Source organism: Streptomyces sp. ISL-10, assembly GCF_018614575.1.
In the GTDB taxonomy this organism is placed as follows: domain Bacteria; phylum Actinomycetota; class Actinomycetes; order Streptomycetales; family Streptomycetaceae; genus Streptomyces.
The window spans coordinates 1-13,043 of sequence record NZ_JAGGOJ010000041.1; the positions used below are offsets into that span (position 1 = coordinate 1).

The 13,043-nt window shown below is 66.9% G+C and carries 16 protein-coding genes; 10 read left to right on the plus strand and 6 right to left on the minus strand.

Annotation, left to right across the window (positions count from 1 at the left end):
- Nucleotides 1-809 (plus strand): DUF6193 family natural product biosynthesis protein (locus J7E88_RS32730; protein ID WP_215187102.1); only part of this gene is annotated, 809 nt, incomplete at its 5' end.
- Nucleotides 810-831: 22 nt separating this feature from the next.
- Here J7E88_RS32730 and J7E88_RS32735 read toward each other — a convergent pair.
- Nucleotides 832-1,652, minus strand: a protein-coding gene (locus J7E88_RS32735) for an IS5 family transposase (protein ID WP_374196352.1) whose coding sequence is annotated in 2 segments (ribosomal slippage) — nucleotides 832-1,295 and nucleotides 1,295-1,652 — 822 coding nt in all. Because the reading frame shifts where the segments join, the coding sequence is not laid out codon by codon here.
- 70 nt (nucleotides 1,653-1,722) lie between these two features.
- Between J7E88_RS32735 and J7E88_RS32740 the strand changes: the two genes are divergently transcribed.
- Genes J7E88_RS32740 through J7E88_RS32750 form a run of 3 tightly spaced genes read left to right on the plus strand, consistent with a single transcriptional unit; the run spans nucleotide 1,723 to nucleotide 2,404 of the window.
- Nucleotides 1,723-1,872, plus strand: coding sequence for a hypothetical protein (locus J7E88_RS32740; RefSeq protein WP_215187104.1), 150 nt, complete (start codon nucleotides 1,723-1,725; stop codon nucleotides 1,870-1,872).
- Nucleotides 1,805-2,167, plus strand: a complete 363-nt coding sequence (locus J7E88_RS37565; RefSeq protein WP_374196354.1) for a helix-turn-helix domain-containing protein — start codon at nucleotides 1,805-1,807, stop codon at nucleotides 2,165-2,167. The genes J7E88_RS32740 and J7E88_RS37565 overlap by 68 nt, the downstream gene beginning before the upstream one ends.
- Nucleotides 2,168-2,191: 24 nt before the next feature.
- A complete protein-coding gene (locus J7E88_RS32750) occupies nucleotides 2,192-2,404 on the plus strand; it encodes a hypothetical protein (RefSeq protein ID WP_215187106.1) in 213 nt (70 codons plus the stop codon).
- A 71-nt stretch (nucleotides 2,405-2,475) separates the two neighbouring features.
- Here the strand turns inward: J7E88_RS32750 and J7E88_RS32755 are convergent, their stop codons facing one another.
- From J7E88_RS32755 to J7E88_RS32775, 5 genes are read right to left on the minus strand one after another with little or no spacing between them, the layout of a single operon-like run.
- Nucleotides 2,476-4,350: an ABC transporter ATP-binding protein gene (locus J7E88_RS32755; RefSeq protein WP_215187107.1), complete on the minus strand. Its 1,875-nt coding sequence runs from the start codon at nucleotides 4,348-4,350 to the stop codon at nucleotides 2,476-2,478.
- Nucleotides 4,347-4,874: a hypothetical protein gene (locus tag J7E88_RS32760; protein WP_215187108.1), complete on the minus strand. Its 528-nt coding sequence runs from the start codon at nucleotides 4,872-4,874 to the stop codon at nucleotides 4,347-4,349. The genes J7E88_RS32755 and J7E88_RS32760 overlap by 4 nt, the downstream gene beginning before the upstream one ends.
- A gap of 57 nt (nucleotides 4,875-4,931) precedes the next feature.
- Entirely contained in the window at nucleotides 4,932-5,558 is a 627-nt protein-coding gene (locus tag J7E88_RS32765; RefSeq protein WP_215187109.1) for a MauE/DoxX family redox-associated membrane protein, read from the minus strand.
- 14 nt (nucleotides 5,559-5,572) lie between these two features.
- Nucleotides 5,573-6,043 carry a S26 family signal peptidase gene (locus J7E88_RS32770; protein ID WP_215187110.1) on the minus strand — a complete coding sequence of 157 codons (471 nt, stop codon included), beginning with the start codon at nucleotides 6,041-6,043 and terminating at the stop codon, nucleotides 5,573-5,575.
- On the minus strand, nucleotides 6,043-7,557 hold the full coding sequence (locus tag J7E88_RS32775; protein ID WP_215187111.1) for an AfsR/SARP family transcriptional regulator: 1,515 nt from the start codon (nucleotides 7,555-7,557) through the stop codon (nucleotides 6,043-6,045). The genes J7E88_RS32770 and J7E88_RS32775 overlap by 1 nt, the downstream gene beginning before the upstream one ends.
- 1,674 nt (nucleotides 7,558-9,231) lie before the next feature.
- Between J7E88_RS32775 and J7E88_RS36535 the strand changes: the two genes are divergently transcribed.
- The 6 genes from J7E88_RS36535 to J7E88_RS32800 form a co-directional block, all read left to right on the plus strand.
- Entirely contained in the window at nucleotides 9,232-9,546 is a 315-nt protein-coding gene (locus tag J7E88_RS36535; RefSeq protein ID WP_308307697.1) for a winged helix-turn-helix domain-containing protein, read from the plus strand.
- A gap of 274 nt (nucleotides 9,547-9,820) precedes the next feature.
- Nucleotides 9,821-10,627 (plus strand): ArsR/SmtB family transcription factor, encoded by an 807-nt coding sequence (locus J7E88_RS37570; RefSeq protein ID WP_374196353.1) that lies wholly within the window; start codon nucleotides 9,821-9,823, stop codon nucleotides 10,625-10,627.
- A gap of 122 nt (nucleotides 10,628-10,749) precedes the next feature.
- A complete protein-coding gene (locus tag J7E88_RS37575; protein ID WP_374196355.1) occupies nucleotides 10,750-11,301 on the plus strand; it encodes a PP2C family protein-serine/threonine phosphatase in 552 nt (183 codons plus the stop codon).
- A gap of 424 nt (nucleotides 11,302-11,725) precedes the next feature.
- A complete protein-coding gene (locus tag J7E88_RS32790) occupies nucleotides 11,726-12,124 on the plus strand; it encodes a hypothetical protein (protein ID WP_215187113.1) in 399 nt (132 codons plus the stop codon).
- A gap of 80 nt (nucleotides 12,125-12,204) precedes the next feature.
- Nucleotides 12,205-12,798: a carbonic anhydrase gene (locus tag J7E88_RS32795; protein WP_215187114.1), complete on the plus strand. Its 594-nt coding sequence runs from the start codon at nucleotides 12,205-12,207 to the stop codon at nucleotides 12,796-12,798.
- 2 nt (nucleotides 12,799-12,800) lie between these two features.
- The coding region (locus tag J7E88_RS32800) for a SulP family inorganic anion transporter (protein WP_251023561.1) at nucleotides 12,801-13,043 on the plus strand (243 nt) is incomplete at its 3' end.

A 13,043-nucleotide genomic window follows, 5' to 3' on the forward strand; every position in this document is an offset into this window, starting at 1 on the left:
CCGTCACACCCACCGAACTTAACGAAAAGATCAGTAAGACACCGTTTCTTTTCGTCGTCCCGAGACGCCACACTGCTGAGGTGAACCCTGACCTTTATCCCGATCCGGCGGCTGCGGGTATCTTGGCCGCTGCTCTGGAACGCGTGGCAGTCGAACTGGCCGTGGACGTGAACGTGGTGTCCGACGGCTGGGGGACGTCTGTCTCAGCAGTCAGCACGCCACGTGTGCCGTTCCGTCGGCCTCTGTCCGTTGTTATCGGAGCGAAGGAGCGCGTGTTCCTGCTGTGTGGCAGGAGCCGAGGGATCGAGCTCATCAGTGGATCGACAACAGACCTCAGGGACGTCGTACTGGCGGCAGTGGCCTGGGGGGAGGGCAGGAGCCTGAGTGAACTGCACGACCTCTTCCCTTTCCTGTCCTCGGACGAGCGCGCGAGGGCGCATGAACGCGGTCCAGCGGCAGTAGTGGACCTCCAGTGGCGACTGCTGAGGGAACAGGCAGCTGGTAAACCGGGGTTCCCAGAGTTCGGCCTGCTCGTGGAAGCAGCGTACGCGGAGCCGCGGCTCAGGCGGCTGTCGGCGTTCTCCAGTCACTGGACGCTGGGCTTTAGCGCCAGCACTGGTCATTCGTCCGAGGCGGAGGTTGCTATCGTCCCCGCGTGCAACGGCCGTCCCTACCAGGTTCGGGAGTTCCCTCACGACGGCGGCGTGATCGGTGAAACCGAAACGGCTGACGAGGCTGTCGCTCTGGCAACTGCCCACCTTCCCGTGGGGCTCGGCCCAGCCGTCGCCGGACCTGACGACGCCCTGTGACGGGGGCTGGCATCTCAATGGGTCAGACACTGGTCTGGTTGGTGAGTCGGCGGTAGCCGATGAGGGTTGCGGCTATGCCGACGAAGGCGAGGAAGTGTTCGGCCTTGCGTTCGTAGCGGCGGTGGAGCCGTCGGCAGCCGGCCAGCCAGGACACGGTTCTTTCGACCACCCAGCGATGCCGGCCCAGCCGCTGCGAGGACTCGACACCTCTGCGGGCGATGCGGGGGCGGATGCCCCGCCGACGGAGCCATCGACGCAGGTGGTCGTAGTCGTAGCCCTCGTCCGCGTGCAGTTTCGCCGGCCTCCGCCGCCTGGGCCCGCGGCGGGACCGGATGGGCGGGATACCGCGCACGAGAGGCTCCAGGCCCTGGCTGTCGTGCATGTTGGCGCCGGAGATGCCCAGCGACAGGGGCAGTCCGTTCCGGTCGGTGATCAGGTGGATTTTCGATCCGCTCTTGCCGCGGTCGGTCGGATTCGGTCCGGTCAGTGGCCCCCTTTTGCCGCTCGCAGGCTAACGGAGTCGATCGCGCACCGAGACCAGTCCAGCTCGCCCCGGGCTCCGAGTTCGTCGAGGATCACGCGGTAGAGCCTGGCCCAGACCCGGTCCCGGCTCCACTGAGCGAACCGGCGGTAGACCGTGGGCCAGGCGGGGCCGAACACCGGCGGCAGCTGCCGCCAGGTGCAGCCCGACGCTGCCACGAAGATGACCGCGGCCAGGGCTTCACGGTCACCTGCCCGGCGCCGTCCCCCACCCTGCGGACGTATCACCATCGTCGGCGGCACCACCCGTCTGAACAGCACCCACAACTCGTCCGGCACCAACCACTCAACGAGATCCGTCATGCACGGCTCAACGAACGATCACACCAAAAGAAGCGACGTCTAAACAGGATGCTTAAGAGTTGTCCCGTAAATGATCTATGGCGTGCTGGGTGACCAGCTCGTTTCTCCGCTATCCGGACAGGGCGAGGTTGTACAGGCGGGCGATGCCGAGCATGGCGTGGTGGACGCCGTCGCCTTTACTGATCTTTTCGTTAGTTCGGTGGGTGTGGTGGCCGTGTAAGTGGGAGGCTTTCGGGGTGGCTTATCAACCTTCGTCTTCGGCTGCCGGCTCGTCCCTTCCTCCCTTGTCGCGGCCTCAGTTGGCGGAGGCGCGTCGTGTTCGTGCGGTGGAGTTGTTCGAGGAGGGTGTCTCGAATGCGGAGATCGCGCGGGCGGTGGGTGTGTGTGCGGAGAGTGTGCGGCGGTGGCGGCGGGTGTGGGAGCCCGGGTACGGCGATCCGCGCCCACGCAGTCGTATATATCGCGCATGTATTTCTTTTACGTTTTTCCGGACTAGCGTCATGAGCGCAACGTAACTCTACGAAAAAAGGTGGAGAGAAGTGTTCAAGTTCATCGAGGCCCTCAGCGATCGAATCGTCAGTTTCACCGCGCCAGCAATCGACGCGGAGGCCGCAGCCCAAGACTGTCGGAACGTCTACTCCCACTGCGACCCCCAGTGCACCTTCTGGCGGAACCGCCTCGCCTACGACAAGATCTGCGATGGCAGGTACGTCGGAACCTGGTATGCGGCCTGCGGTACCTGCGCCGACTGACCTGGCGACCGAATCGCCGGATCCGGCCGTCCCTTCCGGGGGCGGGCGGATCCGGCGTTTCCCGTGCGTCATCAGGAGTATTCCGGCGACTTCCGCTCCTCCCTGTATCCCTCTGACTGAATTGCGAACAGACGGGCATAAGTGCCGTCGACGGCAAGCAATTCTGCGTGGCTGCCCTCCTCCGCGATCGTCCCCTCGGCGAGCACCAGAATGCGGTGGGCATCGCGAACGGCACCGAGCCGGTGCGATATCAGCAGACTCGTACGTCCCGCCCGGTATTTCTTCAGACTCGAGTGGATCTCGTACTCCGCCTCGGCGTCCAGTCCGGAACTGGGCTCGTCGAGAATGAGCAGATCGCGTCCGTCCCGCAGCAGCGCCCGGGCCAGCGCCACCCGCTGCCACTGCCCGCCGGAGAGCAGCACGCCGGCCGTCGGGTCCTCCTGGTCCGGCTCGGCGAACATCCGGCTGAGCAGCGTGTCGTAGCCGCGCGGGAGCCGGTCGAGAGCCTCGTGGATGCCTGCGCGCCGCGCCGCCGCCGGGATGCGGGAGCGGTCCTCGAAGGCAGAGATGTCGCCGAGCGCGATGTTCTCCTCGGCAGAGAGGTCGTAGCACGTGTAGTCCTGGAACACGGCACTCATGCGGTCCCGGAGCGTGGCGGGGTCCAGCTCGCGCAGGTCGACGCCGTCCCAGTGCACCGAGCCTCGCGTCGGGTCGTACAGTCGGCATGCCAGCTTCACCAGCGTCGACTTGCCCGCACCATTGTGTCCCACAAGGGCGACGGCCTTGCCGTACGGGACAGTGAACGAGACCCCGCGCAGGATCCACGGCTGGTCTTCTCCATACCGGAACCACACGTTACGGAATTCGATGCCCTGCGACAGCGGCGGCACCGGCCGCGGCGCGGAAGGGACGGGCAGGTCGGAGGGGATCATCATCACCATGCGGTAGTGGCCGAACAGCAGCAGACCCTCATGGATCAAGGAGATTCCCCGGACCAGGCCCCCGAGCGCTCCCTGGGTGCCCGCGACCGCTGCGGCGAACATCGCAAGATCGCCGACGCCGAGCCGCCCGCCTGCCGCCGCGTGCGCGGCCCAAATCAAGCCGCCACCGGCGACCGCTGCAGAGAGGAATGACAGCCCTCCCTGGACGCCCAACACCCGCCGGTCCAGCTGTTCCCGCGTGGAGTTGATGGACCGCAGTTCGGTGAGCATCCGTTCCCGCAGGAAGTCACTGATACCGAACAGCCGGATCTCCTTCGCGGTCTGCAGGTCGCAGAGCAGATTCCCGTAGAACATCTCCCTGCGCTCAGCGGGCCCCAGACGCCAGCGCATGTCCGCGCGGCGCCGGTTGAGGGCGAGCTCGGCGACGAGGGTGGGACCCACGACGGCCACGACTACAACCGTCATCATGGGGCTGAGCAGGGCGAGCGTGATGAGGAATCCGCCCAGGGTCAGGGCGGCCTGGAGCATCCCGAGAAGACCCCCCACCACCTGGCCGGGGCTCTCGCTGGACTGCTGAGCCATCATGAGACGGTCGTAGAACGGCGGATCCTCAAGACGCGCAAGGCCCGGCAGATTTCCCACCTTGGCGTAGACCCGGTCCTGGACCTTCAACCTGACCCGGCGGCCGAGACTTCCTGCCGCGTACGCCGAGACATGAGGTCCGAACGCGACGACGACGCCAACCGTGCCGAGGGCGGAAGCCAGGGCAACCAGAGTGTTCAGCTCGTCCGCCCCACCCGCCACCCGGTCGAACAGCAACTTGGTCAGCCAGGCCGCCAGCACCGGCGCGCCGCCTGCGCTCAGGGTAAGTATCGTCAGCAGCACCACGCCGCCAGGAGCCGCCCGGCACGCGAACGCGAGCGCTGCCACCGCGTCGCCGAAGCTGCCTCGGGTTACCGCATCATCCGTCGGCGCGTGTGCGAGGCGCCGCCTGGGCGTTCTCATGCGGAGACCGTGGTGGGAAGGTCGCGGACTTCACGGCCGGAGAAGGTGACGGCTCCGTGACGTGTGACGGCGGCGAAGGCCGGATAGCCGTCGACTGAGAAGGCCAACTGGACAGGGCCAAACGGCTCTTCCACGACCACATGTGCCACGTCGGCGAACTGAGCGGCGTACTCCTCGGCCTCCGGACCGGTGCCTGAGATCACGGCGACCACACTGTCACGGCCGCCGGGGACGGTAGCGGCGTAGTCGATGAACTCGGATGCCTGAATCACGCACGCCTTGCACTGCGGGGTGAAGAATCCCGCCACCAAGGGCGAGTTGAGCGAAGTTCGGGAAACCGTTGTGCCGTCGATCGTGTCGACGGTGAAGTCGTGCGCGACCTTGCCGGTGGGAGGCGGCACGACGGCGTCGTGCAGCCGGTCGTTGATGAGTTGGGTGTGCTCTCTGAGCCGACGGACCACGCCCATCGTGAAGATCAGATTGACCAGAGCGACCAAGGTCATGAGCGCGACGAAGTACAGCACCGTGAGGCTCCTTCTTGTCAAGGGCGCAGGGAGTGTGGGGCTGGGACCGGCGGAGGTTCAGCGCGTGAGCCTGGTGGACTCACCGGACGGCTGGGGGCTGAAGAGGTCGATGATGTCGTCGAGGAACACGCAGAGGATGGCGACGACTACGCCGACACCGCCCGCCGTGACCGCCGGGAGGTATTCCACAGCACTCAGGCGGTGCGTCAGGGCGCCAACCAGCCCCGCCACCGCGAGAGCAGCGAGCAGCAGGTTCCGTACTACGTGCTGTACGCCGAGCGGTGCGGAGGACGTCCCGAAGCAGCGGCACGATGTCCCCGAGCCCCTGCGCATGGCAAGCGCGATCGCTGTGGTGAACGCCAGGAGCAGCACCACAGCGAGCCCGAGGCCGAAAGCCGGCGCAGAGAGAAAGGCCGACGCGACGGCAGGCGGTCCGCCGCCTATCAGTGGGGAGGCCAGGACGAAGGGCACGAGGACCTCGCCCCCCGCAGCAAGGACTGCCACAGGGCGGCCCCACCGCCTGGGCACCAATCCGAGTTGCTGAACGGATTCGGCGAACTCTTCGAACTGCGCACGGCCTCGCAGCTTGCTTACGGATGCGACGAGAAAGACGGTTCCAATGACACAACAGCTTCCGATGACCATGTATTGCACCTGATTGAGCCCTTCCTGGATGGCTTCCATTCGCGGAAACGGAATCACGACAGCCGCCGGACGACCTTGCCGAGAAGTCGGTCGGCCGGGAAATAGCCATGCTCGCGGGAGTCGTAGCTGCTTTCCGGGTTGTCACCGAGTAGCACGAGTCGGCCGGACGGCACGGACGGATCAGCCGCGTCACGCAGGGCGTGAACACTCTCACGCGGTACTGGATCGCCCGGAACCGCGGCCACTCGCTTGATGAACCATGGCCCTGTGCGGTCGAGCCGCGGCTGCCGAGGCCGTACTCCGACCGGAATGCGTCTCAGCGGGGTCCGCGACTGACGTACCACGACGATGTCGGACTGCCGGATGCGTGCGAGCCGGGTCCGGCGGACGACGACCCGGTCCCCCGGGCTCAGCGCCGGCAACATACTCCGACCGTCCACGGTGACCACCGTGTAACGGAGGCGGATCCACACGAGGAATCCGCAGGCGGCGAGCAGCGCCAACACGGCCAGGGCTTGGTACATCAGGTCTCCTGTAGCCCGGGGATGTTCTCCAGAGGAGGCAGAGCACTCTCCGGGGCCGACAGGCTGGCGAGCGCCCGCAGCGCACGTGCGGCCTCAGGCTCCCCGCCGTTGTCGGCCAATAGGTCAGCGAGCTGGTCGAGAGGGCAGCCGGGTCTGTCGGACAGCCACCGCGCCGCCGCGCGCAGCGCGCGCGGCACATACGCGCAATGCCGGGCGATCTGCGCTGCGGCGCCCGGCGTCGCCGCTGGCCGCCGCGCATCGACGAGTCGTTCCAGCAACGCCACTGCGTCAGCCTCGGGTAGACCTCGCACCGTGAACTGCCATGCGTGGTCGAGGTCGAGAGCCCTGCGACTGGTGACGAGAACTGCGCACGCGCGCCCGGCGGGAAGCAAGGGGCGGACCTGCGTTGCGGCCGATGCGTTGTCCAGGACGACGAGCAGACGCAGATCGGCCGTGATCGACCGGAACCGCGTGGTGGCTTCCCCCAGACGCATCGGGCTTTCAGCGCCAGGGTCGCCCAACGCTCGCAGAAACCAACCGATCACCTGGTCTGCCCCTGACGCACCATCGGGGGCAGCCACACCTGCGAGATCGGCGTAGAGCTGTCCGTCGGGAAACTCCGCGCGGACGGCGTGAGCCGCATGGAGGGCGAGCGCCGACTTTCCCGTCCCAGGATTTCCACCAACGGCGACGATCCGCGCGAAGTCGTCATCACCGCCGCGCAGGGCGGCGCACAGCGCGCCCGTCTCATGGCTTCGGCCGACGAAGAGCGCCGGGCGAGGCAGTTGTTTGGGCACAGGAGAGCAGAACGCACCTACTGCGCCGGCCCACGGCCCGGCCTGCATCGGGTACCTGGTGAGCCGCGGATCCCGGCGCAGCACCGCCTGGTGGATGGAGCGCAGCTCAGTCCCGGGGTCGATGCCCAGCCCGTCGGCGAGGTGCTCCCTGGCTTCGGCGTAGGCGGCCAGTGCGCCTGCGGCGTCGCCCGCCATGTACAAGGTCCTCATCAGCAGACCCCAAGCCCGCTCGCGCAGTGGCTCCTCAGCGACTAGAACGCGTATATCAGTCACCGACTCAGCGCTCCTGCCGATCCCGAGCCGTGCCTCCGCAAGATCCTCGACGGCGCTCAGCCGCTGCTCGTTCAGCGCGTCGAGACGTGCGGTAAGTAGCCTGCCGCAGGACAAGCTGCTGACAGACGGTCCGTGCCAGAGTGACTGTGCACGGCTCAGATGCGTCACGGCTGCCGCGTAGTCGGCACGGGCAAGACTCATACGGCCGTCCCGCACTGCCCGCTCGAAACACATCAGGTCGATCTGTTCAGGCGCTGCCGTGAGCTGGTATGCCCCGCCGCCGCCCACCAGTTGCACGGCATCGGCACCGGACAGGGCCTGACGTAGCTCCTTTGCGTAACTACGGAGGTTGCTGATTGACGAGCGAGGCACTTCGCCGTCCCAGAGCGCGGCGGTCAGCCGGTCGAGCGGCACCGGACGGTTGAGATTGAGCACGAGGGTCATGAGGAGCGCCTGCTGCTTGACGCTTCCTATTGCCCGTATTCCTTCCCGCGTGCGGATTCTGATAGGACCAAGAACCTTACAGGCGTACCTCATAGCGCTTCATGCCCCCGTTCCCGCCGACTTTTCCCGCGAGTTCATAAGAGGAAGTGGTCGTCAAATCAAGCCTGTGATTCGCAGTGGCTGCGCAAGGCAGTCACCCGATCGGGCAGTCCCCCGAGCCAACTAATTTCTTTCTCACTTACGTGGAGCATCGAGGAATTCCGTCAGCGCCGCCTTGATGTTTCAAACAGACCCTTATGCAAGAGCTCCGTCCTGCGATACAGGCAGTCATCACACGGCTGAGGAGACACTGAATGTTCCTGAGGACCTTTCAGGTTGCCTTCAGTCCGGTGCGGAGACGGTCTATCCGGCCTGAGTCGACGGGGGAGAACCCACTACGACATGGTCGTGCCGATGTGATGCTGCTCGGGGCCCGACCCCGTTCTCCGTCCAGTCCCGCTGACACCGTCATCACGTCACCGAAGGCCACCGTGCCGCTGTGCGGGCGCAGTCGGTCCGGCGAGTCGTAGAACGTCTTCTCCGCCGGGCAGTAAGTCGGATACGAGCGTCCATGGGCACCCCCTCCTTCAATCGCGGTGTTCGACCGGACGGGCGAGCCCCGGCCCCGTATCCAGTGCTCAACTCAATTGCCGCGGCAACGGTTCGACCGGCCGGGCACATCAGAGACTTCTGAACACTGTCAGGGGGAGCAAGGGTTGCCGGCCGTCCCGGACAGGCACCAGCTGTCCGGCCTGGTCAGGGCCTTGTCCGGATCCTGTCCGGGCGGGCCAGCGCCTGTCCGGGAGACGGGGTCGATGATGTCGGCATGCGGACGACGGGGGAATTGCGGCCTCCACTTGTTTTCGAAGTTGCCCTGGACACAGCATCTTTGGCCGGGGGCGGTATCGACAACGACCGTCGGGTGTAGCCGAATGTTCCTGGTCAGGAGGCGTGACGTCAGAGATTCGGACATCGGGGGCTGTATGTTACGTATCCACTTCACTGCGAAGGATCTGGCAGGGGTGGCGTTCGCTCACAGCAGCGCTCTGCCGGTGAGAGAGGCGGTGCTGAGTCTGCAATTGCTCCGTCGCGGCTCCGGCACGCCGTTCTCTGCGTGGCGGCGTCACGTTCTGGGGCGGCTGCCCGCCCGGGCGTCACTGCTCGGTTCCCTGGTGCCGGCCTCCGGCTGGGTTCCGGACTTCCTCACCCCCAGTGAGTAGGCATTCCCGGTGCAGGGGCGTTTGAGGCGATACGAGCCACCCGGCCCAAGCGCCTGGCGACGGACGTACACCGTCTGTCGACCCACCGCCGTCCGCCTGCCTGGGTGGGGCAGCTGGCCGACGGGGACCGTGAGGTATTAGATGCGGTGGCCGAAGAGATGGCGGCCTACTACGACATCGCCGTAACGCCCTTCGCCGACCGTATGCGTGCCGTGCTGGACGCAGATCGACTTCCACCTGGAGGGACGGGGAATCCTCCTGTGGCGCCCACACCTTCTGCGGCCCCCGCCCCCGGGCCCTGCTCAACGACGGCGACACCCCCGTTCTCGTGTACGCATCAGTCCGGGGCCTGGAGACCGGCGATCTCATCATCGAGCCATCGCACGCCCGCCCGGGTGCACCGACAGCCCTGGCGGTGCTGCTGGGCCGCACTCGCGCAGCCGTCCTGGATGCCCTGGCAGACCCCTCCGGCCACACCACGAAACAGCTCGCCCAGCGTCTGAATATCTCCCCCACCTCCGCTTCGGAACATGCCACCGCCCTTCGAGCCGTCGGTCTGGTCACCACCCTCCGCCAGGCCAACACGGTGCGGCACACCACCACCCCGCTGGGAACCAACCTCCTCTCCACCGGGCGCGCCGGTCCGTCAATCCCGGACACGGCCCGGAGCTGTCCGGCGTTCATACGGGCAAGGACGAGGATCTCTGACCGGGAACGGGCTCGACAATGACCTGCAGGCAAGGCTAAATGACCATGGTCAGGCTCGTGTTGACGCCTTCGGGGGCAGGGGGATCACAGTGCTGCGTCTCTATTTCACAGTGGAGGATCTCGCCCGTACCCGCGTGGCCCTGCTAGGACCACTGGCCGAGACACAGCTCAGCTTGCGGATGTTGCAGCGCCGTGACGAGAAGATCCTTTTCGATGGGTGGCGCAGGCGCACACATCCACGGGTGCCGCAGGACGTACGGGAACTGGCACCCTTCGTTGCCGGCCCGCGAAGGTGGATGGTTGATCTCTTCACGCTGCTGGGGCCGGTGTCCTCGATCGAGGAGGGCCACGAGCGCCTGCTGAGTGCGCCGCGGGCACAACTTCGTACCGAGCTGTCCCCTGATCCACGGCTGGTGCGCCGGAGACCTTCCTGGCTGGCCGACCCAGGTGCACCCGACGGTGCGGTCGAGCGTCTGGCGACCGCCCTCGTCGACTACCACACCGAGGCCGTGGCCCCCTATTGGAACGGCGCGCTACGACATCTGAGCTCGCATGCGAGTCTCGTGGGGAAGCTGATGGCCACCGGGGGAGTGGGCACGGGGCTGGACAGTCTCGCTCCCCGCCTGCGCTGGCGGCCGCCGGTGCTGGAAGTGCCGGACTATTCCTCCTGGCGCGGTTCGGGCCACGAGGAGTTCCACCTGGGAGGCCGCGGGATCGTCCTGGCTCCATCGCTGTTCTGCGGAACCACCCCCCAGCTGTTCGTACCCGGCACCGATGCCGAGGTCCTGCTGATCTATCCCGCGCCGCGCGATGCCGCCACGGTCCGAGACATATGGTCACCGCCGCAATCCGCAGGCTCGCACAAGGCCCTTGCCGCACTCCTCGGGACCACCCGCGCCGCCATCCTGTCCACGCTCGTCGACGGCTGTACCACCACCGAAGTGGCTCGCCGCCTGTCCATCTCGCCGGCCAGCGCCAGCGAGCACACCGGTGTACTCCGGAAGGCTGGACTCGCCTCCAGCACTCGCTACCGCAACACGATGCACCACACCCTGACACGACAGGGTCTATCTCTCCTCGACGGCACAAGCAGCGCGCTCTGAGGGCCCGATACCCGCTCGGGCCTGGGGTTCCTTCTTGCTCTCCTCCCACGCTTGACCAGCTCGCCCCGACCTCAATATCTCCCACCGGTATCATGGGCAGCGGCATCAACGCCGCCGCCACCATGGGCCAGCTGCGCACCGCCACCCGCGCCTTCGCCGAACTCGGCCTCCAACCCGCCCAGGTCCTGCGCCACCTCGACCACCTCACCCAGGGCGTGGAGCAAACCATCACCACGTGCCTGTACGCCGTCTACGACCCGCACCGTGCGCAGTGCCGCGTCTCCCTCGCCGGGCACCTGCCCCCTGCCCTGGTACGCGCCGGTCAGGCTCCCCAACTGCTCGACCTGCCCACCGGTGCACCACTGGGCGTCGGCGGCGTCGCCTTCCACACCACCCGCATCGCCTTCCGGCCCGGTGACCAACTCGTTTTGTACACCGACGGCCTGGTCGAAACCCGTCACGAGTCCATCGACGCTCGTCTGGAGTGCCTCCTCACTCTCCTGGACGTACCGGATCGACCGCTGGAAGAGACCTGCGACGAGCTCCTGCACGTCCTGCGGCATCCCGGCGATGACGATGACGTTGCCCTGCTCATTGCCCAAGCCCGACCCCGACGTGGGACACGTAGAGCGCGACGGCTTCTGCCACGTTGGGGCAGTAAAGCTGCGATGTAAGAGGCGTTGGACAGTGCGAAGAGGAGGGCCTGCGAGGGCACGCCATGGTGATCTCCTCGACGGACGGGGGTGACCAGTGAGCCCGTCACCGTCAGCTGCGTAAACGGGGCAATGGGTGTGGGAGCCGCCGGGGGCCGTGGTCTTGGTGGGCCACGGCGACGGTGCCGGTCCCGAGGCCGTCGTCTGCTGTGACGCTCTGAACTGCTTCACCGGCGCAGCGTTCAGCCGATCGAGCTCAACTAGTCGGTCAACTGCTCGAGGTCAAGAGGCAGTTTGCGCCAACCAGCCTGCACCTTTCGGGCTCTCTCCAGCTTGAAACGCTGAGTTAACCCTGCAAACAGCTTCGCCGGGCTAACGTGTTTCTTGACCAGTCATTGACCAATCGTTGGCACGCGCAAGGGGTGTGAACTAACTGGAGGGGCGCATGTTCCGAGGTGCGACGGCCCAGGCCGTGCTTGCCCTCCTCGCTGCCGCCCTGTTCACCCTCCCGTTCTTCACACTTGAGGTGCCCTTCGCACCGGCGCACGCGACCCGTCATGTTGAGGCCAAAGCCCAGTCCGGAATCAACCCCTCTAGCATGACGCTGTGCGACGAGGCCGTCACCTTTCGCGACGTCGGCTACCTCCGCGGACCGGCCGGCGTCCCGCGCACTCTCGACCGGCACCGCGTCTCCGACTCCGCGCCCCAGCCGCTCGAGCGCCCCATGCCGGCGCACTATCTGGCCGCCACGGACGAACCAGTTGCACCCAGTGTCGGGCACGACCGCCTGTCGGGATTTCCGACAGCCCACTTCCCGGCCGCACTCCAGGTCTTCCGCTGCTGACAGCGGAGCAGTCTCCACCCCCCACGTATGCCCTGCCCGTCCGACGCGCCCCCACGGCGCGCCAGGAGGAATCAACACACATGCAGCCCCTCATCGACAACGCCCGCAGGTTCGGACAGCGCCCTGAGGAGTTCGCCCGCCTCGCTGAGGGCCAGTCCCCCGACGTCCTGTTCATCACCTGCTCCGACTCCCGAGTCGTACCGGCCCTCATCACGGGAGCCCGCCCCGGCGAGCTGTTCGAGCTGCGCACCGCGGGCAACATCGTTCCTCCGTACGGCTCCGCCACCCCCACGGGCGAGACGGCCACGATCGAGTACGCGGTGCAGGTGCTCGGCGTCAAGCACGTCGTGGTGTGCGGCCACTCCCACTGCGGTGCCGTCGGCGCGGTGGTCCGCCACGACGACCTGACCGCCGTACCCGCCGTACGCGACTGGCTCGCGCACGCCGCGGACGAGCCCAAGTGCTCCGACCCCAGCGACCCGACGGTCGCCGAGGCCGTGCAGAACCACGTCCTCGCCCAGCTGCTGCGGCTGCGCTCCTACCCGTGCATCGAGCAGCGCCTCGAGGCGAGTCACCTCCAGCTGCACGGCTGGTACTACGAGGTCCACACCGGAATCGTGCGGGAACACCGCGCCGAGTCCGACACGTTCGAGACGCTCCGAGGGGACGGGTGACCATGCTGTCGAAGTTCCCTTACCTGCGGCAGGACTTCCTCGCCTCCATCGTCGTCTTCCTGGTCGCCGTACCGCTGTGCGTCGGTGTGGCGGTCGCCTCCGGCGTCCCGGCAGAGCTGGGCCTTGTCACCGGCATCGTGGGCGGACTCGTCACCGGGCTGATGCCCGGCAGCAGCCTCCAGGTGTCCGGGCCCGCGGCGGGCCTGACCGTGCTGGTCTTCGAAGCCGTCAGCGAGTTCGGGGTG